At 72.8% G+C, this 21886-nt stretch carries 19 protein-coding genes; 8 read left to right on the top strand and 11 right to left on the bottom strand.

What is annotated here, in order from left to right:
- Positions 1-758: 758 nt before the first annotated feature.
- Positions 759-3023, bottom strand: a complete 2265-nt coding sequence (locus ACFYL4_RS10745; protein ID WP_387518143.1) for a serine/threonine protein kinase — start codon at positions 3021-3023, stop codon at positions 759-761.
- A gap of 163 nt (positions 3024-3186) precedes the next feature.
- On the opposite strand from ACFYL4_RS10745, the gene ACFYL4_RS10740 reads away from it, so the two are divergent.
- The 8 genes from ACFYL4_RS10740 (at position 3187) to mmsB (ending at position 13737) form a co-directional block, all read left to right on the top strand.
- Positions 3187-4170 carry a LacI family DNA-binding transcriptional regulator gene (locus tag ACFYL4_RS10740; protein ID WP_357763145.1) on the top strand — a complete coding sequence of 328 codons (984 nt, stop codon included), beginning with the start codon at positions 3187-3189 and terminating at the stop codon, positions 4168-4170.
- Between the two features lie 263 nt (positions 4171-4433).
- A complete protein-coding gene (locus ACFYL4_RS10735; RefSeq protein ID WP_357762962.1) occupies positions 4434-5651 on the top strand; it encodes an MFS transporter in 1218 nt (405 codons plus the stop codon).
- Positions 5652-5834: 183 nt separating this feature from the next.
- Positions 5835-7625, top strand: a complete 1791-nt coding sequence (gene araB, locus ACFYL4_RS10730) for a ribulokinase (RefSeq protein WP_387518142.1) — start codon at positions 5835-5837, stop codon at positions 7623-7625.
- Complete coding sequence (locus ACFYL4_RS10725; RefSeq protein ID WP_357762965.1) at positions 7622-8329, top strand: L-ribulose-5-phosphate 4-epimerase; 708 nt, start codon at positions 7622-7624, stop codon at positions 8327-8329. The genes araB and ACFYL4_RS10725 overlap by 4 nt, the downstream gene beginning before the upstream one ends.
- Positions 8330-8338: 9 nt before the next feature.
- On the top strand, positions 8339-9775 hold the full coding sequence (locus ACFYL4_RS10720) for an L-fucose/L-arabinose isomerase family protein (protein ID WP_357762968.1): 1437 nt from the start codon (positions 8339-8341) through the stop codon (positions 9773-9775).
- 79 nt (positions 9776-9854) lie between these two features.
- Positions 9855-10946 carry a multiple monosaccharide ABC transporter substrate-binding protein gene (gene chvE, locus ACFYL4_RS10715; RefSeq protein ID WP_357762971.1) on the top strand — a complete coding sequence of 364 codons (1092 nt, stop codon included), beginning with the start codon at positions 9855-9857 and terminating at the stop codon, positions 10944-10946.
- Positions 10943-12508 (top strand): sugar ABC transporter ATP-binding protein, encoded by a 1566-nt coding sequence (locus tag ACFYL4_RS10710; RefSeq protein ID WP_357762974.1) that lies wholly within the window; start codon positions 10943-10945, stop codon positions 12506-12508. The genes chvE and ACFYL4_RS10710 overlap by 4 nt, the downstream gene beginning before the upstream one ends.
- On the top strand, positions 12505-13737 hold the full coding sequence (gene mmsB / locus ACFYL4_RS10705) for a multiple monosaccharide ABC transporter permease (protein WP_357762977.1): 1233 nt from the start codon (positions 12505-12507) through the stop codon (positions 13735-13737). The genes ACFYL4_RS10710 and mmsB overlap by 4 nt, the downstream gene beginning before the upstream one ends.
- On the opposite strand, the gene ACFYL4_RS10700 is transcribed toward mmsB, so the two are convergent.
- The 10 genes from ACFYL4_RS10700 to ACFYL4_RS10655 form a co-directional block, all read right to left on the bottom strand.
- A complete protein-coding gene (locus ACFYL4_RS10700) occupies positions 13734-14705 on the bottom strand; it encodes a LacI family DNA-binding transcriptional regulator (protein ID WP_387518141.1) in 972 nt (323 codons plus the stop codon). The two genes, mmsB and ACFYL4_RS10700, sit on opposite strands and share 4 nt — an antisense overlap.
- A 276-nt stretch (positions 14706-14981) precedes the next feature.
- On the bottom strand, positions 14982-15359 hold the full coding sequence (gene paaI / locus ACFYL4_RS10695) for a hydroxyphenylacetyl-CoA thioesterase PaaI (RefSeq protein WP_357763150.1): 378 nt from the start codon (positions 15357-15359) through the stop codon (positions 14982-14984).
- Between the two features lie 41 nt (positions 15360-15400).
- Positions 15401-16504 (bottom strand): 1,2-phenylacetyl-CoA epoxidase subunit PaaE, encoded by a 1104-nt coding sequence (paaE, locus tag ACFYL4_RS10690; RefSeq protein WP_387518140.1) that lies wholly within the window; start codon positions 16502-16504, stop codon positions 15401-15403.
- Between the two features lie 2 nt (positions 16505-16506).
- Positions 16507-17046, bottom strand: a complete 540-nt coding sequence (paaD, locus tag ACFYL4_RS10685) for a 1,2-phenylacetyl-CoA epoxidase subunit PaaD (RefSeq protein WP_387518139.1) — start codon at positions 17044-17046, stop codon at positions 16507-16509.
- Entirely contained in the window at positions 17040-17918 is an 879-nt protein-coding gene (gene paaC, locus ACFYL4_RS10680; protein ID WP_387518138.1) for a 1,2-phenylacetyl-CoA epoxidase subunit PaaC, read from the bottom strand. The genes paaD and paaC overlap by 7 nt, the downstream gene beginning before the upstream one ends.
- A 44-nt stretch (positions 17919-17962) precedes the next feature.
- Entirely contained in the window at positions 17963-18274 is a 312-nt protein-coding gene (gene paaB / locus ACFYL4_RS10675) for a 1,2-phenylacetyl-CoA epoxidase subunit PaaB (protein WP_357762991.1), read from the bottom strand.
- On the bottom strand, positions 18271-19248 hold the full coding sequence (gene paaA / locus ACFYL4_RS10670) for a 1,2-phenylacetyl-CoA epoxidase subunit PaaA (protein ID WP_357762995.1): 978 nt from the start codon (positions 19246-19248) through the stop codon (positions 18271-18273). Before paaA ends, paaB begins: the two co-directional genes overlap by 4 nt.
- 201 nt (positions 19249-19449) lie before the next feature.
- A complete protein-coding gene (locus tag ACFYL4_RS10665) occupies positions 19450-20238 on the bottom strand; it encodes an enoyl-CoA hydratase-related protein (RefSeq protein ID WP_357762998.1) in 789 nt (262 codons plus the stop codon).
- Complete coding sequence (locus ACFYL4_RS10660) at positions 20235-21119, bottom strand: 3-hydroxyacyl-CoA dehydrogenase family protein (RefSeq protein WP_387518137.1); 885 nt, start codon at positions 21117-21119, stop codon at positions 20235-20237. Before ACFYL4_RS10660 ends, ACFYL4_RS10665 begins: the two co-directional genes overlap by 4 nt.
- Entirely contained in the window at positions 21116-21853 is a 738-nt protein-coding gene (locus tag ACFYL4_RS10655; protein ID WP_387518223.1) for an enoyl-CoA hydratase/isomerase family protein, read from the bottom strand. The genes ACFYL4_RS10660 and ACFYL4_RS10655 overlap by 4 nt, the downstream gene beginning before the upstream one ends.
- Positions 21854-21886 lie beyond the last annotated feature (33 nt).

Genomic DNA, 21886 nt, shown 5'->3' with positions numbered 1-21886 from the left:
TGGCCGGAGCGGCACACCACGTCGCCGACCGATGTCCGCCACCGGTCACTGTGCCCCGAAGCGGGCCCCTTCGACCGAACCGACGCGGCCCCCGGAGCGCACACCCGGGCGGGCACCACGGCAACCGGCACTCCGACCCGCGTCGAGTGACGTCTCCCTCTCCGTCGCGTGGCGGGTTCCACTCCCCGGTGCTCCCCACCGCGGCGTCCCCGTCCGGAACCGCGGAGAGGACCGCCCACCGCCGACGGGTCCGGCGGCCGGGACCGCCCATCCGCGATCCCCGACCAGCGCGAGCTCCCCGGGTCGGGCGGGGCGTGGCGGGGCCGACCCCTCCGGCCCGGTCGCCCCTCGCCGACCGGGGCCGCGAAGGACTTGGACCCCCCGTGCCGGAGTCCGCACCCGCTTTTTACCGGGCCAAACGAAAATCGGAGCACTCACCGGGAACACCTATGCTCAGAGAAGCGTTCTCACAGGTGAAGCACCCCAGACCGACCCCGACCCCGACCCCAACACACCCACCGGATCTGTGCGAAGCTTCCGAGAACACCTCAAGACCATGCGCGGTTGTACGCGTTCGTGTCGGCAATGGGGGTTTCTGACACGAAACCATCGCTACAACCGCCTTCCCAGCGGCCAGACCGCACCTAGTGCGTAGGCCGCGCGGTCGGGTCCCACGTTGGGGGACGTGGGACCCGGCCAGGCTTCGGGGGGCGCGCCCACGGGCGCGCCCCCTTCGCCTTTCCCCGAGGGCGGCGGCGTCAGCCCCGCTCATGGAAGTCGATCAGGGTGACCGCGCCGAAATCGACCTCCGACACCACGCGGAGCGGGTCGGAGTCGTCCCGGGACACTACGGAGGCCTCCTGGCACGGGCCGTACCCGTAGGAGGGCGCGGGATGGCCCCCCTCCATGACGAACTCGTTCCAGTAGAGGCCGCACGCCACGGCGTCGTCGTACAGCCACACGCCGCTCCGGGGCCCCCTCGCGCCGTGCAACAGCTCGGACCGGTCGCTCTGCGCGTTCACGTCGCGGTTCAGCTCCGCCAGCTCCATCGCGTAGTCACAGTCCACGCCCCAGCCGCTGGCCCGGACCTCCCACTCCCGCTCCGCGTCCCACTCGTCCACCCAGTCCGGCAGGCGCACCGAGCCGCACACCGGGGCGTGCACCACGTCCCAACCGAACCCGTCGTTGCCCGCCGCCCACACCTGGGGGTCCTCCAGCTCCGCGGCCTCGCCCACCTGGTCGAAGTCCACCCGCACGTCCCAGCGGTCCGTGCCGTACTCGGCCCAGTCCGGGTGGCCCTCCGCGTCGAGTCCGACCCGACCGGTCACCTCTTCCGTGACCAGCAAGCCCTCTTCCAGGAGTGCGAGGACCGTGGACCCCGCGTAGACGCCCTTCTCCCCCCGGAGCGCCTCCGTGTCCTGTGCGTCGGCCAGGGTCCTCAGCGGGCCGACGAGCAACGAGACGGAGACGGAGTCGGCGTTCGTGTCGGGGTCGAGTTCCAGCGGCTCGGCCGAGGGTCGCCACAGCCCGTGCTGGCCCTCTTCACCGAAGGAGAGGCTCACCCCCGACACGTCGACGGACAGGTTCCTCTGGGACTCCTGCTCCAACCCCCGGTCCTGCGTCCGCGACGCGTACACGTACAGGTCATCCCGGTGACTGGCGACCGCCACCGACCCCGGGCCCATCACCGCGCCCCGGATGAGGAGGCTCCCCTCCTGGGCCGAGTACAGGTACTCCTCCTCAACCCGGCCCTCCTCCACCACGGCCTCCACCGGCTGCCCCGTCTCCTCCGAGACCTGTTCCGCGTACGCCCGGGTGGGGCTCCGGGTCACCCGGGCGGTGAATCCCGACCCCTCCTCCAGCGCGTTCGCGGCCGCGTTGATCCGGTCCGCGGGCCGACCGATCACCTGGTCGTAGACGACGTACCCTCCTGCGGCGATTCCGGCGACGGCCAGCACACCCGCGATCGCCCTACCGGTCCTCGACGACGCGATCGCGGCCACCACCCCGCGGCCGGGAGCGGCCGCCCCCGGCACCGTGTCCGTCGGCGCGCCGACCCCGGCGGGACCACCCCGCGCCTCCAGCGCGGCGGCCCAACCCGCCGGATCGTGCCCGGCCGCGTCCACGCCCCGCCAGTGGTCACCGATCATGCGTCTCAGGCCGTCGGCGACGGTCGCTCGATCCACGTCGGACCCGGGTAGCAGGGCCCTGACCAGCTGCTCCGAGCTCGGCCTCCGCGCCGGGTCGACCGCCAGGGCGGCGCCGACCAGGCCGCGCAACTCCTCGGGGAGCCCGGTGAGGTCGTACTCCCCCGCACGGGGCCCGTACTCCAGCTCCGCCGCCTCCGCGGTAGCGAACGGCCCCCGCCGCGTGGCGGCCAGCGTGACCAGCGCGCCCCAGGCGAAGACGTCGGCGGCGGGGCCGACCCCGGCTCCGTCGTGGGGCGCGCTCCCCCCGAGCGAGCCGGAGGAGGACGGGGCGCCCCCGGTCCGCTCCGCTCCGGTGCCGCCCGCGATACCGAGGTCCACGATCCTCGGCCCGTCCGGTGAGAGGACGACGTTGCCGGGTTCGAGGTCGCGATCGGCGATTCCCACCGCGTGCAGAGCCGCCAGCCCCTCCGCCACGCCCAGGGCGAACGTGCGCAGCACAGGGCCCGCCAAGGGGCCGAACACGCGCACGTGGTCACGCAGGTTCCGTCCGGGAATGTGGTCGAACGCCACCCAGGGGGCCTCGGCCCCCGGGGCCGAGACGCGCGGGCGCGCGAAACCGACGCCGTCGGCGCGGGCCAGCGCGGCGACCTCCCGCGTGAGCGCCTCCCGGAACCCGGGGCGGCGGGCGAGGTCGGCGCGCACGGTCCTGACCGCCACGCACGCACCCCGGTCGTCCAGGGCGCCGTAGACGGTGCCGGCGCTGTCGGTCCCGATCCTTCCCACCAGGCGGTGGGGGCCGATGGCCACCGGGTCGCCCTCGTGCAGAGGGGAGAGCCCGCGCGGCGGGGGGACGGGGTCCGGAATCGGGGACATGGCGGCCCTTCAGGCAGAAGTGGGGGGAACATCGATCGGCCACTCTGATGCGCACGCGCGGCGTGAGGTTCACGGGTCGATCAGCGTGGGGAACGGATACGATGCGCCTGCGTGGGAGGGGGTCTCGATGGCGGCTGGTGGAACCGCGGGCGGACGGCCGACGATGGCCGACGTCGCGGCGCACCTGGGTGTCTCCCGGCAGCTGGTGTCGCTCGTCCTGGGCGACCGGCCCGGCCCCAGCGCGGCCACCCGTGAACGGGTGCTGCGCGCCGCCGAGGAGCTCGGCTACCGCGCCGACACCGCGGCCCAGCTGCTGCGCCGGGCGCGCAGTCGACAGGTGGGCGTGCTGTTCACCATGGAGCACCCGATGGACGCCGACCTGGTCGAGGCCCTGTACCCGCAGGCGGCCCGACTCGGCTACGGTCTGGCGCTCAGCGCGATGCTCGCCAACCGCACCGAACGGCAGGCGATCGACGAGCTCGTCGGGCTGCGCTGTGAGGCCCTGGTCCTGATCGGCATGTCCGCGCAGGCCCCGGAGGACCTGGCCCGCGTGGCCGAGCGGGTACCGGTGGTGGAGATCGGCCAGCGCACCAACGCCGCCGGTACCGACAGCGTGCGCACCGACGCCGTCTCCGGGGTGCGGCAGGCGGTCGACCACCTGGTCGCCCTCGGCCACCGGCGGATCGTCCACGTGCACGGGGGCGGGCTTCCCGGCGCTCCCGAACGCACGGCCGGGTACCTGGAGGGCATGCGCGGCCACGGCCTGGCGGCGGAGGCGGACCTGGTGCGGGGCGGCTACACCGAGGAGGACGGGGCCCGGGCCGCGTCCGAGCTCCTCGGCCGGGAGGCGGTGCCCACCGCCGTGGTGTGCTGCAACGACCAGTCCGCGCGCGGACTCATGGAGACGCTGGTCCGCGCGGGGTGGTCCGTGCCCGGGCAGGTGTCGGTGGTGGGGTACGACGACAGCCGGGCGGCGCGGTTGTCCTTCCTCAGCCTGACCTCGGTGCGCCAGGACGTGACGCGCATCGCCGAGCTGACCCTGGAGGCGGTGGCGGAGCGTCTGGAGGAGGGCCGCGCCGAGGGCAGGCACGTGCTGCTGCCGACCACGCTCACCGTGCGGGAGAGCACCGCTCCCCCACGCCGCTGAGACCCTCGCGGACCGCCGGTCGCCGGGTGCCGCGGTCGGTGCGGCGGCCCGGCGATCTCCGGCGGTCCCGGGGCGCGATCCAGATCACGTGCCGCCCGTTGGAATTTCTCCGAAGCCGGTGCCATTGTTGATTTAGCACGTGCTAAATCCCTGTGCTCCACCCCTCCGAGCGACCCGTCTGCGCGTCGCGCCCCACGCCCGCACGCACCGCGGGGTCACCGACCCGCGCGTCCCGCCGTCCACCCTCCGAAGGGGGCACCGCCATGCCTCTGGCCCTGTTCGCCCTGGCCCTCGGGGCCTTCGCCATCGGCACCACCGAGTTCGTCATCATGGGGCTGCTTCCCGAGGTCGCCGCCGACCTCGACGTGCCCATCTCCACCGCCGGGTACCTGATCTCCGCGTACGCGCTCGGGGTGGTGGTCGGAGCGCCCCTGCTCACCGCCCTGGGAACCCGCCTGCCGCGCAAGACCATGCTGCTGGTGTTCATGGGGATCTTCCTGGTCGGGAACCTGGCCACCGTCATGACGAGCTCCTACGGGGCGGTGTTCGCCTCCCGGGTACTGGCGGGGCTCCCGCACGGCGCCTACCTCGGCCTCGCCGCGCTGGTGGCCGCGCACCTGGCCGGACCGGCGCGCCGGGCGACGGCCGTGGCGCGCGTGATGCTCGGGCTGACCGTGGCCAACATCGTGGGGGTGCCCGCCGGGACCCTGCTGGGCCAGCTGCTCGGGTGGCGCACCGCCTTCCTCGTCGTGGTGGCCCTGTCGGCCCTGACCATCCTCGGGGTGGCGCGCTTCGTGCCGCACACACCGGCCTCCCGCGTGGGCGGCCTGCGCGGAGAGATGGCCGCGCTGCGTCACCCGCAGGTGGTCCTCGGGCTGGCCACCGCGGTGTTCGGCTTCGCCGGGGTGTTCGCGGTCTACAGCTACATCTCGCCGATGATGACCGAACTGGCGGGGATGCCCAGCACGGGGGTCCCGATCGTCCTGGCGCTGTTCGGCGTGGGGATGACCCTGGGGTCGCTGGTGGTGGGGCCCGTCGCCGACCGCTGGCTGCGTCCGACCATCTACGTCTCCCTCGCCTCGCTGGCCGGTGTCCTGGCGCTGTTCACCCTGACCGTGCACCACCCCTGGACCGCCGCCGCCACCGTGGTGGTGCTCGGCGCGGTCGGCTTCGGTGTGACGGCGCCGCTCCAGGTACTGGTGATGAGCAAGGCCGAGGCGGCCCCCACCATCGCCTCCGCCACCAACCACTCGGCGTTCAACCTCGCCAACGCCGGCGGCGCCTGGCTGGGCGGACTCGGCATCGGGATGGGACTCGGCTACGTCTCCCCCGCCGTGATCGGCGTGGTCCTCGCCCTGGTCGGGCTCGGCATCGCCGTCACGGCGGGGATGACCGACCGGGAGCGCTCCGGCGCCGAGGCCTCCTCCGAGGTCCCCGACGCGGCGGAGGGGGCGCGCCCCGCACCCGCGGCCCGCGGCTGACCCGGCGCGGGTAGGCGCCCGTACCCCGAGGGGTGCGGGCGCCTACCCGTGGGCGGTGGGGGGTTGACTTCATGGATTGTTAACGCCAACAATGTTGGCCAGCTCACACTGAACCCCCCAGAGCTTCGGAATCCGGAGTCAGAAGGGCCCGCTCAGCCTGCGCACCCGTGAAGGGATCACTCCTTGGCCGCGAATGTTAACGCCCACAATCCTGTTGCGGAGGCTGAGGAGGGAGCCCGCACGGCCCACGAACCGGTCGTAGTCGGGATCGACTTCGGCACCCTCTCCGGCCGCGCCGTGGTGGTGCGGGTCAGCGACGGCGCCGAGCTGGGCACGGCCGAACACGCCTACCGGCACGGCGTCATCACCGACCGCCTGCCCGGCCGCACGGTCGCCCTCGAACCGGACAGCGCTCTCCAGGACCCCGACGACTACCGCGAGGTCCTCAGACGTGCCGTCCCCGAGGCGCTGCGCAAGGCCGGGGTCACACCCGACCGGGTCATCGGCGTCGGCACCGACTTCACCTCCTGCACGGTCCTGCCCGTGACCGCCGACGGCACCCCGCTGTGCGAACTCACCGACCTGGCCGACCGACCGCACGCCTGGCCGAAGCTGTGGCGCCACCACGCGGCCCAGCCCGAGGCCGACGAGATCACCGCCCTGGCGGCCGAACGCGGCGAGGCCTGGCTGCCCCGGTACGGCGGCAGGATCTCCTCGGAGTGGCAGTTCGCCAAGGCCCTCCAGGTCCTGCGCGACGACCCCGGGGTGTACGAACGCACGGAGCGCTGGATCGAGGGCGCCGACTGGATCGTCTGGGAGCTGTGCGGGCACGAGACCCGCAACGCGGCCTGCGCCGGGTACAAGGGCCTCCACCAGGACGGCGCCTGGCCCTCACGGGACTTCCTGGCCGCTCTGGACCCGGGTTTCGCCGACTTCGTCGGTGCACGGCTCGACCACCCGCTCTCCCAGGTGGGCGACCGCGCGGGCGGCCTCACGGCGCGCGCCGCCGCCTGGACCGGTCTGCCGGAGGGCACCCCCGTCGCCGTCGGCACCATCGACGCGCACGTCACGGCGGCCACCGCCCAGACCACCGGTCCCGGCCGAATGCTCGCCATCATGGGGACCAGCACGTGCCACGTGATGAACTCCGAGGTCCTGGCCGAGGTGCCGGGCATGTGCGGCATGGCCCTGGGCGGGATCACCCCGGGCATGTGGGGCTACGAGGCCGGGCAGAGCGGCGTGGGCGACGTCTTCGGATGGTTCGTCGACACCCACGTGCCCCCCGCCTACCACGAGGAGGCCGCCTCGCTGGGGGTGTCCGTCCACGAGCTGCTCTCCGACAGGGCCGCCCGCGCGGCCGTGGGAGAGCACGGTCTGGTGGCCCTGGACTGGCACAGCGGCAACCGTTCGGTCCTGGTCGACCACTCCCTGTCCGGCGTGCTGGTCGGCATGACCCTGGCCACCCGTCCCGAAGACGTCTACCGGGCCCTGGTGGAGGCCACCGCCTTCGGTACCCGCACCATCGTGGAGGCCTTCACCGGAGCCGGGATACCGGTGCTCGACCTCACCGTGGGCGGGGGGATGGTGCGCAACCCCTTCGTCCTCCAGGTCTACGCCGACGTGCTGAACCGGCCGCTTCGGGTGGTGGCCTCCGAGCACAGCTGCGCCGTGGGGGCCGCGATCCACGCCTCGGTGGCGGCGGGGGCCCACCCGGACGTCCACACGGCGTCCGCGGCGATGGGACGGGTGCGCGCGGACACCGTCGACCCCGACCCGGAGCGCGCCGCCGCCTACGAGCCGCTGTTCGCGATCTACACCGAACTCCACGACCACTTCGGCCGGGGCGGCAGCGACAGCCTCCGGCAGCTGCGCGCCCTGCGCCGCGCCGCGTTCACCGGCGCCTCCCCGGGTGGGGCCCCCGGTGCCGCCGACCGCCCCACCGACACCACCGCGCCAGTGAAGGAGGAGCGATGACCACCACCGAACCGCCCCCGACCGACCCCCGCCAGCAGCTCGCCCGGCACCGCGAGGAGGTGGAGCGCCAGCGCCTGCGGGTCTGCGAACTCCACGCGGAACTCCCCCGGTGGAACCTGGTCACCTGGACCAGCGGCAACGTCTCGGCCCGCGTCCCCGGCACGGACCTGATGGTGATCAAGCCCAGCGGCGTCTCCTACGACGCCCTGCGCCCACGGGACGTCGTCGTGTGCGACCTGCGCGGGCGCCTCGTCGAGGGTGACCACCACCCCTCCAGCGACACCGACGCCCACGCCCACGTCTACCGCGCCCGCCCCGACGTCGGCGGGGTGGTGCACACGCACAGCCCCTACGCCACCGCCTGGGCGGCGCGGGGGGAGGCCATCCCCTGCGCGGTCACCGCCATGGCGGACGAGTTCGGCGGCGACATCCCGGTGGGCCCGTTCGCGCTCATCGGGGACGACTCCATCGGCCGGGGCATCGTCACGACCCTGGAGGGCCACCGCTCCCCCGCCGTCCTCATGCGCGGCCACGGCGTGTTCACCGTCGGCGCCTCCGCGAAGGCGGCCGTGAAGGCCGCGGTCATGTGCGAGGACGTGGCCCGCACCGTCCACATCGCCCGCCAGGGCGGCCCCGTCGAACGCCTGCCCCAGGCCGACATCGACGCCCTCCACCACCGCTACCAGAACGCCTACGGACAGTAAGGAAGCCCCGTGCCCCCACCCACGCCCCCCGCGAGCCGCAACCCGGCCGTAGGCGACCGCCGTCCCCGGATCGGGCTCCTCGGCGTCATGCAGCCGCTCTACGACGCCATGATCCCCGGTATCACGGAGCACCAGGCCGCCTACGCCCGTCGGCTCGCCGACGGCCTGTCCGACGCGGCCGAGTGGACCCTCGCACCACCGGTCCGCGGCCGGGAGGACGCCGAGGCGGCGATCCGGGACTTCGAGGGCCGGGACCTGGACGGGGTCCTCGTCGTCATGCTCACCTACGGCCCCTCCCTGCGCGTGACGCGGGCCCTGACCGGGACCCGGCTCCCCCTCGCTCTCGCCAACACCCAGCCCGACCCGGCGGTCAGCGCCTCCTGGGACATGGCCGACATGACCTACAACCAGGGAATCCACGGGGCCCAGGACACCGCCAACGCGCTGGTCCGGGCCGGAGTCGACTTCGAGGTCGTCACCGGGGACTGGCGCAGTCCCGACTTCGCGGAGCGGGTGGGCCGCTGGGCCCGGGCCGCGCACACCGTCAGCGCGCTGCGGCGGCTGCGCGTGGGCGTGTTCGGCTACCCGATGAACGGCATGGGCGACGCCCGGGTGGACGAGACCGCGCTCCTGCGCAAGCTCGGTCCCGAGGTGCACGTGATCGCCCCCGGCGCCCTGCACCGCACCATGGCCGACCTGCCCGAACAGGCCGTCGACGACCTCCTCTCGTGGGAGGACGAGGTGTTCGACGTCGACGACCGTCTGTCCCGGGAGGAACGCGAGGACCACGCCCGTATGCAGCTGGGCATCGAACGCCTCCTGGAGGAGTCGGGGTGCGGTGCCTACTCCACCCACTTCGACGCCATCGGGGAGGACGGCCGCTTCGCCCGCCTCCCCATGGCGGCCGCCTCGACCCTCATGGCCCAGGGCTACGGGTTCGCCGGGGAGGGCGACGTCCTGGCGGCCACCATCGTCCACGCCGGGCACCGGCTGGCGGGGGACGGCCACTTCACCGAGATGTACGCGATGGACTTCCCCAGCGACTCCGTCCTGATGAGCCACATGGGCGAGGGGAACTGGCGGCTGGCCCGCGAGGACGAGCCGACCCGGATGATCAAGCGCCCCCTGGGCATCGGGGGCCTGGCCGACCCGCCGACCATCCTGTTCCGGTACCGGCCGGGGCCCGCCACCCTGGCCTCCCTGGTCTCGTTGGGCGGCGAGCGCTTCCGCCTGGTGGTGGCCGAGGGCGAGGTACTGGACTCCCCCGCGCTGCCCGCGCTGGAGATGCCCTACGGACAGTTCCGCCCCGCGTCGGGCGTCCGGGGCTGCATGGACGCCTGGCTGCGGGCCGGCGGCACCCACCACATGGTCATGAACGCCGGTCGGATCGCCCAGGACTGGAAGGTCCTGTGCGAGCTGGCCGGGATCGAGTACGTCCAGGTCTGAGACGGCCCGGGCACCGCAGCGGACCGGCGCCCCGGCGCCGGTCCTCCCCCTCACGAGACTCCCCAGGAAAGCAGGACCGATGTCACGACCACCCCTCCTCCCCCTCACCGCGACCCTCGTCAGCGCGACCCTGGCCCTGACCGCCTGCAACGGGGTCGGTGACGCCGCCCGCCCCCAGGGTGAGAACGGGGTCATCGGCATCGCCATGCCCACCCAGTCGTCCGAACGCTGGGTCAACGACGGCGCCAACATGGTCGCCGAGTTCGAGGAGCGCGGCTACGGCACCGACCTCCAGTACGCCGAGGACGTCGTCCAGGACCAGATCTCCCAGATCGAGAACATGATCACGCGCGGAGTGGACCTCCTGGTCATCGCGTCCATCGACGGTGAGGCCCTGGGCGACGTGATCGACACGGCCGCCGACAACGACATCCCGGTGATCGCCTACGACCGGCTCATCATGGGCAGCGAGAACGTGGACTACTACGCCACGTTCGACAACTTCGAGGTCGGCGTGCTCCAGGGCCAGTACATCGTCGACTCGCTGGACCTGGAGAACGAGGACGGTCCGTTCGACATCGAACTGTTCGGCGGCTCCCCCGACGACAACAACGCCTACTTCTTCAACGACGGCGCCATGTCGGTGCTCCAGCCGCACATCGACGACGGCACCCTGGAGGTACGCAGCGGGCAGACCTCCATGGAGCAGATCGCCACGCCGCGCTGGGACGGCGCCGTGGCCCAGTCGCGGATGGACAACCTGCTCAGCGCCAACTACTCCGAGGAGGAGGTGGACGCGGTCCTGTCCCCCTTCGACGGCATCAGCCTCGGGGTGATCGAGTCCCTGCGAGCGGTGGGCTACGGCACCGAGTCCCGCCCCCTGCCGATCGTCACCGGTCAGGACGCCGACCTGTCCTCGGTGCGGTCCATCATCGCCGGGGAGCAGACCCAGACCGTCTTCAAGGACACGCGCGCGCTGGCCACCCAGACCGTCGACATGTCCGAGGCGATCCTGGCGGGCGACGAGGTACCGGTCAACGACACCGACACCTACGACAACGGCGTCAGGGTCGTGCCCTCGTTCCTGCTGGAGCCGGTCTCGGTGGACCTCGACAACTACCACGAGGTGCTGGTCGAGAGCGGCTACTACGAGGAGACCGACCTCGAATGAGTGCCCCGAACCCCGAGTCACCGCTTCTGCGCATGCGGGACATCCGCAAGGAGTTCCCCGGGGTCCGGGCCCTGGACGGGGTCTCCCTGGACGTGGCCCACGGAAGCGTCCACGCCCTCATGGGTGAGAACGGGGCGGGCAAGTCCACCCTGATGAAGGTGCTCAGCGGGGTGCACCCGGCCGGTTCCTTCACCGGACTGGTGGAGGTGGACGGCGTACCCCGCGCCTTCTCCGACGTCGCGGCGAGCGAGCGGGCCGGGATCGCCATCATCCACCAGGAACTCGCCCTCGTCCCCCAGCTGTCCATCAGCGAGAACGTGCTCTTGGGCCACGAGGAGACCCGCTACGGCGTCATCGACTGGGGCGCCACCCACGCCCGGGCGCGTGAACTGCTGCTGCGGGTGGGGCTGGACGAGAACCCCGCCACCGCCGTCTCCGCGCTGAGCATCGGCGCCCAGCAGATGGTGGAGATCGCCAAGGCGCTGGCCAAGGACGTCCGGCTGCTGATCCTCGACGAGCCGACCTCGGCGCTCAACGAGGCCGAGAGCGACCGGCTGCTCGACCTGCTCCTGGACCTGCGTGAGCAGGGGGTGGCGTGCGTCCTCATCTCGCACAAGCTCGGTGAGGTGATGCGGGTGAGCGACGAGGTCACCGTCCTGCGCGACGGGCGCACCGTCGAGACCCTGAAGGTGGAACGCGGTCCCGGGGGCGCGGCCTCGATCGACGAGGACCGCGTCATCCGGGGGATGGTCGGCCGGGACCTGGACCAGCGCTACCCCGACCCCGTCGGCGAGGTCGGTCCGGTCCGTTTCGAGGTGCGCGACTGGACCGTGGACCACCCCACCCAGGCCGGTCGGCGCATGGTCGACGGCGTGGACCTGACCCTGCGGAGCGGCGAGGTCGTGGGGCTGGCCGGGCTCATGGGGGCCGGACGCACCGAGTTCGCGATGAGCCTGTTCGGGCGTTCCTACGGCCGCTACGTCCGGGGCTCCCTGCTGCGCGAGGGCGTCGAGCTGCGGGTGGGCGACGTCGCCGACGCCATCGCCGCCGGGGTGGCCTACGTACCGGAGGACCGCAAGTCGCTCGGGCTGGTCCTGGACGACGACATCCGGCACAACACCACCCTGGCCGCCCTGGACCGCGTCTCCACCCGCGGGGTCCTCGACCCGGGGCTGGAGACGGTCGAGGCCCGCCGCATGAGCGAACGCATGCGGGTGCGCAGCCACGGGGTCGACCAGACCGTGCGCACCCTCAGCGGCGGGAACCAGCAGAAGGTCGTGTTAGGCAAGTGGATGTTCACCCGGCCCGAGCTGCTGATCCTGGACGAGCCCACCCGAGGCATCGACGTGGGCGCCAAGTACGAGATCTACCTGATCGTGCGCCGCCTGGCGGCCGAGGGCGCCTGCGTGCTCCTCATCTCCTCCGAACTGCCGGAGGTCCTCGGCATGAGCGACCGCGTGTACGCCATGTGCGAGGGACGCGTCACCGGCCAGGTCGCGGCCGCCGACGCCGACCAGGAGAACCTGATGAGACTCATGACCCGAACCGGGGACCCGACGTGAACCACCCGACCCGAATCCCCCTGAGGGGGCTGCTGCGGGGCAACACCCGCCAGTACGGCATGGCCATCGCCCTGGTCGCCGTGATCATCCTGTTCCAGGTCCTCACCGGAGGGCTGCTGCTCACCCCGCTCAACCTCACCAACCTGATCATGCAGAACTCCTACGTCCTGATCCTGGCGATCGGGATGATGATGGTGATCATCACCGGGCACATCGACCTGTCGGTCGGTTCGGTGGTGGCCTTCACCGGCGCGGTGTCGGCGATCATGCTCACCTCGTGGGGGCTGCCGACACCCGTCGTGGTCCCGCTCGCGCTGCTGCTGGGCGCGGCCATCGGCGCGTGGCAGGGCTTCTGGGTCGCCTACGTGGGAGTCCCCGCGTTCATCGTCACCCTCGCCGGGATGCTGATCTTCCGGGGCGCCACGCTGGCGGCCCTGGGCGGGGAGTCCATCGCCCCGCTCCCGCAGTCGCTGCGGGTGATCGCCAGCGGTTTCCTCCCCGGGCAGACCGACGGCCTCCACCTGCCCACCCTGGCCCTCGGGGTGGTCGGGGCGGCGGCCCTCGTGTGGGTCCAGTGGCGTTCGCGGGCCCGGTCCCTGGCCCGTGACCTCCCGGTTCCCCCCGCCGCGGTCACCGTCGCGGGTTCGGTGGCGGTCTCCGCCGCGATCGTCGCGTTCACCTACGCCCTGGCCGGGCACAACGGTCTGCCGCTCGTGGGAGTGCTGCTGATCGCGCTGATCGGCGGCTACGCGTTCGTGATGCGCTCCACGACCATGGGGCGGCGCGTGTACGCCGTGGGCGGCAGCGAGAGGGCCGCCGCGCTGTCGGGCATCCGCACCCGCCGGGTGACGTTCTGGGTGTTCGTGAACATGGGGGTGCTCTCGGCGCTGGCCGGGCTCGTCTTCACCGGGCGCCTGAACGCCGCCACTCCCGGCGCGGGCACCATGTTCGAGTTGGACGCGATCGCGGCGGCCTTCATCGGCGGGGCGTCGGCGACCGGCGGTGTGGGTAGCGTGATCGGCGCGGTGATCGGCGCCCTCTTCATGGGCGTGCTCAACAACGGCATGTCGCTGATCGGCCTGGGCGTGGACTGGCAACAGCTCATCAAGGGCCTGGTCCTGTTGCTCGCGGTGGCCTTCGACATCTACAACAAGAGGCGCGCGGGCGGTTCGGGACCGATCCTGCCGGGACTGCGCTCGGGGTCCGCGCGTCCGGCGCGCAGCGGCTAGACGCTCTCCCGCTCCACGAGCGTGGGGGTGACGACGCGGCGCTCGGCCCGCTGTTCCCCGGAGATCCCGGAGAGCAGCAGGCTGAGCGCCTCGGCGGCGACGGTGTCGAAGTCGGGGCGCACGGTGGTCAGCGGCGGGATGAAGTAGCCCGCCTCGGGTACGTCGTCGAACCCGACCACGCTGACGTCCCCGGGGACCGACCGGCCGCGCTCGGACATGGCGCGCAGGAGTCCCAGCGCCAGGTGGTCGTTGGCCGCGAACACCGCCGTGACCTCGGGCATCCGCGCGAGCATGAGCCCCGCGCGGTACCCGGAGGCGGCGCTCCAGTCGGCCGGGCTGACCGGCGGCACCTCCGCTCCGGCCTCCTCCAGGGTCTGCCGCCACCCCCGTTGGCGTCCGGCGGCGTCGAACCAGTCCTCCGGGCCCGCCACGTGCCAGACCGTCGCGTGCCCGGCGTCCAACAGGTGGCGGGTGGCCAGCCGGGCCCCGGCCTCCTGGTCGACGGTGACCAGTGCGGCCCCGGCGCGCGAGGGGTCGCCGTCGACAGCCACCAGGGGCACGTCGGTGGGGACCTCGGTCAGGGCCTCGTCGGCGGCGGCGGTGGGGGCGATCACCACGATCCCGGCGGCCCGCTGTTCGCGGTGGTGCTCCACGGCGGCGGCGATCGAGACGCGGTCCAGGACCCGGACCCGGCGCACGCTCACCACGAAACCCCGGGCCGCGGCGGCCAGCTCGAAGGCGGCCAGCAGCGAGGACGGGCCGAACAGGGTGGAGTTTTGCGCCACGACCCCGATGAGCTGGGACCTGCCGGTCGCCAGCGTGCGCGCCGCCCGGTTGGGCCGGTAGCCGAGCTGTGCGATCGCGGCCCGCACCCGCAACCTGGTCTGCTCGCGCACGTTGGGGTGCCCGTTGAGTACGCGCGACACCGTCTGGTGGGACACCCCCGCCAGACGTGCGACGTCCGTCATCGCGGGATCGCGGTTGGTCCGGGTGGATGAGGGGGTGGGCTCCACCCGTGGCTCCTTGGCTGGCGGCTCGGTCAGGTAGGCCCGGGGGCCTGAGTTGGCGCTAACATATCCCACTCGCCGGAAAGGTTCAATGTTCACGGCACTGGCGACGACTGGTGCGGTGCAATCTTGTTAGCGCTCTCACTCCGAGCACCGGAGGAGCGTGTAGTCCCCGTACGGAGCACGCGCCCGGCGGCGGGGCCGGGGCCCTGCGGGCCCGGCCGGCCACCGCCCTCGTCAGGCCCGCCCGGGCAGGCTCCGGCTCCGCCCGCGGAACTCGGCGACGACGTCGTCGCCTCTGCGCACGGTGACGTCGTAGACACCGCTGCGGCCGAACCTCACCCTCTCCACGGCGGTCGCCACCAGGAGGTCCCCCTCCCTGGTGGGCGCCACGAAGGTCACGTCCGCGCCGGAGGCCACGGTGACGTCGCCGCCGTCGAGGTTGCACGCGCAGGCGAACGCCGTGTCCGCGAGGGTGAACACGAAACCGCCGTGGGTGATGTCGTGGCCGTTGAGCATGAGCGGCCCCACGACCATCTCCACCACCGCGTACCCGTCCCGGGCCTCCACGAGCCGCATCCCCAGGCCCTTGGAGGCCCGGTCGGCCTCGAACATCCGCCACGCGGTCTCGTTGCGCCCCTGCGGCGCGGAGGCGCTCACGAGTCGAAGTCCACGGTCACGGTGTCGGTCCGCGGCAGCGACTGGCAGGCCAGGGCGTACCCGGACGCCACCTCGGCGGGGGTGAGCGCGTAGTTGCGGCGCATCGTCACCTCACCGTCGCACACCTTGACCCGGCAGGTCCCGCACACCCCGCCCTTGCAGGCGAAGGGCAGGTCGGGGCGGTAGCGCTGAGCGGAGTCCAGTACCGGCACCCCCTGGGGCAGGGTCAGCGTCGTGGTGCGCCCGTCCAGGACGAGGGTGACCTCGCTCGCGGGTCCCTCCACCTCGGGGTCCTCGTGGCGGGCCTGGGGCGGCGGCTCGGCTCCCTCGACGAAGAACAGCTCCTGGTGGACGCGCTCCGCCTCCACCCCGTGGCGGGCGAGCACCTCTCGGGCGTCGGTGACCATCCCGTAGGGCCCGCACAGCCACCAGTGGTCGACCGCGTCCGCGGCGACGACGCCGGACAGCAGGGCGTCCAGTTTGGCGCCGTCCAGCCTGCCGGTGAACAGGTCGGACTCGCGCGGTTCCCTGGAGAGCACGTGGACCAGTTCGAACCGGGGCCCGAACGCGTCCTTGAGGTCGGCGATCTCGTCGGCGAACATCACGGTGTCGCTGCGCCGGTTGCCGTACAGCAGGGTGACGCGCGAGTCGGTGCGGCGCAGCAGCGAGGCCGCCATGGACAGCACCGGTGTGATGCCCGATCCGGCCGCGACGAGCACGTGCCGCGCGGCCTCGGTGAGGTCGGGGCTGAACCGCCCGGAGGGCGCCCCCACCTCGATCTCGTCGCCGGGCGCGACCTCGCGGACGAGCCAGGTGGAGAACAGGCCTCCGGTGACCAGGCGCACGCCCACGCGGGGCGCCTCCCCCACGGCCGAGCAGATGGAGTAGCTGCGCCGCTCCTCCACGCCGTCGACCACCCGGCGCAGGGTCAGCGACTGCCCGGGGGCGAAGGCGAACTCCTCGGCGAGGTCGTCGGGGACGTCGAAGGTGACGGCGACGGCGTCGTCGCACAGGCGCTCGACGTCGGCCACGCGCAGCCGGTGGAACGCGGCGCGGCCGCGTACCGGGGCCCCGGCGGTCGCGGTGACGGGTGTGGTCACGGTCAGATCTCCTTGACGTGCTCGAACGGTTCGAGGCAGGCCCGGCAGCGGTGCAGCGACTTACAGGAGGTCGCGCCGAACCGGGACAGTTCCTCTGTGTCGGCCGCGCCGCACAGCGGGCAGCGCGGGACGGTGCGGGTGGGCGCCAGGGTGAGGGGGACGGGTCCGGCCGGTCGCCGGGGCGCCTCCCCCGGAGCCGAGATGCCGTGCTCGGTGAGTTTGCGCCTGCCCTCGTCGGTGATCCAGTCGGTGGTCCAGGCCGGAGAGAGCGCGGTGCGCACCTCGACCCGGTCGAACCCGGCGGCCCGCGCCGCGCGGTCCACGTCCACGCGCATCTCCGCCATGGCGGGACACCCGGAGTAGGTGGGGGTGATCCACACCGCGGCGGTGCCGTCCGCCTCGACCCGGACCTCGCGCAGGATGCCGAGGTCGGCGAGGGTGAGCATGGGCAGTTCGGGGTCGGTGACCGAGGCGGCGGCCGCCCAGAGGCGTTCGGTGGCCCCGTCGACCTCGGTGGGCTCGGTGTGTGCCGTGGTTACCATGTCGCCTCCGGGTGTTCCCGGGCCACACGCTGGAGCTCCTCCAGCAGCGGGGCGAGGTGCTCGGTGTGCGCTCCGTCCCGGCCCGCGGTCGCCTGGCCGGGGAACCGCGCCGGGGCGGGCAGGGTTGCGGCGGTCAGCACCCGGGTGACCACCTCGTGGACCTCCTCGCGCACGGAGGCCGGGTCCACTCCCACACTCCGCCCCGCGAGGGCGGCTTCGAGGGGGTGCGTGGCGAACAGCTCCCCGGTGAGCGGCCACACGTCGTCGACGGCGGCGCGCATCCGTTCGTGGGAGTAGGGGGTGCCGTCTCCCAGGCGCAGGACCCAGGCCACGGCGTACTCGCGGTGGTAGGCGAGCTCGTTGACGCCCTTGGCGGCGATGGCGGCCAGGACCGGGTCGGCGCTGTCCGTGAGGCGGGTGAACAGCGCCAACCGCCAGCTGGAGAGCACGAGCAGCGTGGTGACGGCCCGGGCGAAGTCACCGCGCGGAGCCTCGGCGAGGCGCACGTTGCGAAACTCCTCGGGGTCCCGGTGGTAGGCGAAGGCGTCCTCGTCGCGGCCGCTGCCGTCGGCCTGCCCGGCCCGGGCCAGCAGGAGCCGGGCCTGGCCGAGCAGGTCCAGGGCGATGTTGGCCAGGGCGACCTCCTCCTCCAGTTCGGGGGCGTCGGTCACCCACTGGACCAGGCGCTGTGACTGGACGAGCGCGTCGTCGCCGAGCATCTGGCAGTAGACCGCCAGGTCGGCTCCGTCCACTCCCGCGGGAAGGGTGGTGTCCACGCCCGCGAGCGCCTCGGTGAATCCGGTGCCGAAGGCCCAGCGGGCGTCGCCGTCGTGCTCCTCGGTCAGTCCGGTGAAAATGTTCTCGCCACTCATGCTTGTTCCTCGAAGAATCGTGCCGACCCGTACCCGCCCTCCCGCTAGATGTGCGGGACGTCCTCGGGGATGGGGTAGAAGGTCGGGTGGCGGTACACCTTGTCGCCGCTGGGCGCGAAGTAGGGGTCCTTCTCGTCGGGACTGGACGCCGTGACGTCCTCGGCGAGCACGACCCAGATACTCACGCCCTCGTTGCGCCGGGTGTAGAGGTTGCGGGCGTTGTGCAGCGCCATGGTGGCGTCGGGGGCGTGCAGCGAACCCACGTGCACGTGGTTGAGGCCGCGTTTGCCGCGGACGAAGACCTCGTAGAGCGGCCATTCGGGGCGGGGCGGGGCGGCGTCGTCGTTCCTGCTCATACCGTGGCCTCCCGGGCGCTCTGGTGGTGCTTCCTGGCGTGGGCGGTGGCGGCCTCGCGGACCCACGCGCCCCTCTCGTGTGCGGCGCGCCTGCGGGAGACGCGCTCGGCGTTCTTGGGGCCGTCGCCCCTGATGACCCGCTTGAGCTCGTCCCAGTCCGGGGTCCCGAAGTCGTGCTGGCCGCGCTCGGCGTTCCAGACCAGGTCGGGGTCGGGCAGCGTGACTCCGAGCCTCTCCGCCTGGGGGACGGTCATGTCGACGAACCGCTGGCGCAGGTCGTCGTTGGTGTCGATCTTGATGCCCCAGGTCATGGACTGGCGGGTGTTGGGCGAGTCGGCGTCGGGGGGGCCGAACATCATCAGCGACGGCCACCACCAGCGGTCGACGGCGTCCTGCACCATGCGGCGCTGGCCCTCGGTGCCCTCCATCATGCGCATGAGGAGTTCGTAGCCCTGCCGCTGGTGGAAGGACTCCTCCTTGCAGATGCGCACCATGGCGCGGGCGTAGGGGCCGAAGGAGGTGCGGCAGAGGGGGACCTGGTTGCAGATCGCGGCGCCGTCCACCAGCCAGCCGATGACGCCGACGTCGGCGTAGCTGAGCGAGGGGTAGTTGAAGATCGACGAGTACTTCTGGCGGCCCTCGATGAGCCGTTCGGTGAGGTCGTCGCGGTCCACGCCGAGGGTCTCGGCGGCCGCGTACAGGTAGAGGCCGTGCCCGGCCTCGTCCTGGACCTTGGCCAGGAGGATGGCCTTGCGACGCAGGCTGGGCGCGGACGCGATCCAGTCGCCCTCGGGCTGCATGCCGATGATCTCGGAGTGGGCGTGCTGGGAGACCTGGCGGACGAGGGTCCTGCGGTAGGCCTCGGGCATCCAGTCACGCGGCTCGATGCGCTGGTTGGCGGCGATCCGGGCGTCGAACTCCGCCTGGAGCGCCTCGTCCGCGCCGGGGGGCGCTTCCTGGGCCGTGGTCGGCATTGATCATTCCCCATTCATAACCGAACGTTCGGTCAGTAATTAGTATCCCCGGAGCCGGGGGCCCGGCGCAAGCCCCCGGGACCCCGGAATCCGGGCAGGTCACCGTCGCCGCCCACCCCGGCTCCGGCGCACCGGCGGTCGACCGTGCGACGGAACCGGCCCCGCCCGCCGGTACCGGGCGGCACCGGCGGGCCCGGGCCGCTACCTCCCGGTGAAGACCGGCCTCTCCTTGTTCAGGAAGGACGAGACGGCGCCGACGTGGTCGGCGGTCACCCCGAGCTGGTTCTGGAGGTCGGCCTCCTCCTCCAGCAGCTCGCGTAGATCGCTCTGTCCCTCCGCCGCCGAACGCACCTCGCGTTTGGCCGCCACGAACGCCGCCGTGGGCCCCGAAGCGAGCTGGACGGCCACCTCACGGGCGCGCGTCTGCCACTCCTGGTCGTCCACGACCTCCGTGACCAGGCCCAGCTCCAGGGCGCGCTCGGCACCGAACACGGTGCCCAGCAGCATGAGCTCCATGGCACGCGCCTGGCCGAGCGAGCGCACCAGCCGGTAGGCCAGACCGGAGTCCGAGGCCAGCCCGATCCCGGTGAACGCGGTGCCGAACTTGGCGCGGCCAGCGGCCACCCGTACGTCACCGGCCAGGGCGAACCCCAGCCCGGCGCCCACGCACGCGCCGCCGATCCCGACCACGACAGGCACCTGCACGCTCTCCAGTGCCAGAACGATCCGGTTGTAGTGCTCGCGCACCGTACTGAGCGCCTGGTCGGGGGTCTCCTCCAGAATCCGCGCGTGCTCCGCCAGATCCTGCCCCAGGCAGAACGCCCGGTCCGAACCCAGGAACAACACGGCGCGGGCGGTGGTGGACTCCGCCGCCCGGGTCACCGCCTCCAGCAGCTCCTCCTTCGCACGCCGGGTCAGCCCCGGGCGGTTGAGCCTGATGGTGGCGACCCCGTCGACCTCGCCGAACTCCGCGGCCCTGTCCTCACTCACGCCTTGTCTCCCTTGTCCCAGAGGTGGAATCCCTCGCCGCTCTTGCGGCCGAGCCTGCCCTCGGCGACCTTACGGCGCAGGAGCTCGGGGGGCGAGAACCGGTCCCCCAGTTCGCCCGCCAGGTACTCGGCGATGGCCAGGCGGACGTCGAGCCCGACCAGGTCGGTGAGCCTGAGCGGGCCCATCGGGTGGCGGTAGCCGAGTTCCATGGCGGTGTCGATGTCGGCAGGCGAGGCCACGCCCTCCTCCACCATGCGGATGGCCTCCAGCCCCAGCATGACGCCCAGGCGGCTGGTGGCGAACCCGGGGGCGTCCCGGACCACGATCTCGGTCTTGCCGAGGGCGCCGACCCAGCCGCGCACCGTCTCCAGGACGGCGGGGTCGGTTTCGGGCGTGGTCACGATCTCCACGAGCTTGGAGGCGGGGACCGGGTTGAAGAAGTGCGTGCCCAGGAACCGGCCGGGACGCTTGAGGGCCGCCGCCAGTTCGGTGACCGACAGGGAGCTGGTGTTGGAGGCCAGGACGGTGTCCTCGCCCACGGCCGCCTCGGCGGCGGTGAGCACCGCGATCTTCAACGCGGGCCGCTCCGGGACGGCCTCGACGACGAGGCCGGTGTCGGCGGGCAGCTCCGAGGCGTCGGTGACGGTGCCCAGACGGGCCAGGTAGTCGGCGGGGGCCGCCTCGATCTTGCCGCGTTCCCGGGCCTTGTCGAGCCCGGCCGACACCCGGCCCACCCCCGCCTCGGCGGCGTCCGTCGTGGCCTCGACCAGCACCACGCGCGCCCCGGCCATGAGGAACTGCTGGACGATCCCGGCGCCCATGGTGCCGCCGCCGATGACGGCGACGGTGTCGGGCACGCCCTGCGGGGTGATCTCGCTCAACGCTTCTTCCTCTCCAGGAAACGGGTCATACGGTCGTGCTTGTCGGCGCTCTCGAACAGCACCGCCTGGGTGAGGTCGTCGGCCAAGGGGTGCGCTCCCTCGGCGTCCAGCACCAGCTTGGTCATGCGCAGGGCGGTCGCCGATGAGGCGGCCATCCGGTCGATCAGGGCGTGCGCGCGCTCGCGCAGCTCCTCGGCGGGGACGACCTCGGCCACCAGCCCGTGGCGCAGCGCCGCCTCGGCGTCCAGGCGGTACCCGCCCAACAGCACCTGTTTGGCCACCGAGGCGCCCACGAGGTCCCTGAGCCGCCAGCACGCCCCCGCCCCGGCGATGATGCCCAGCCCCGGTTCGGGCTGGGCGAACACGACGGTGGGGGTGGCGATACGGATGTCGCAGGCGTAGGAGAGCTCCGCGCCCCCACCGAGCGCGAACCCGTCGACGGCCGCCACCGTGGGGGCGGTGAGGCGGTGCAGCCGCTCGAACAGACGGCTGTTGATCCCGGCCAGGGCCTCCTCACGGCCGCGTTCGCGCAGCTCGGCGATGTCGGCGCCGCCCGCGAACACGGTGCCGTGACCGGTCAGCAGAAGGGGGCGGGGATCGGCCTCGATCCGGGAGCACACCTCGTGCAGCTCGGCGATCATCCGCCCGTTGATGGCGTTGCGTGCCTCGGGGCGGTGCAGTTCCACCACCGCGCGGTCCTCGCGCCAGTCGACGCGCAGGGTCTCGAAGTCCATGGTCGGGCCGTCCTCGGTGGGGTGGGGGGCGGT

Origin of the sequence: Nocardiopsis sp. NPDC006938 (assembly GCF_042869555.1) — a bacterium.
Classification (GTDB): Bacteria; Actinomycetota; Actinomycetes; order Streptosporangiales; family Streptosporangiaceae; genus Nocardiopsis.
This window is presented reverse-complemented; position numbering and strand designations above follow the sequence as displayed.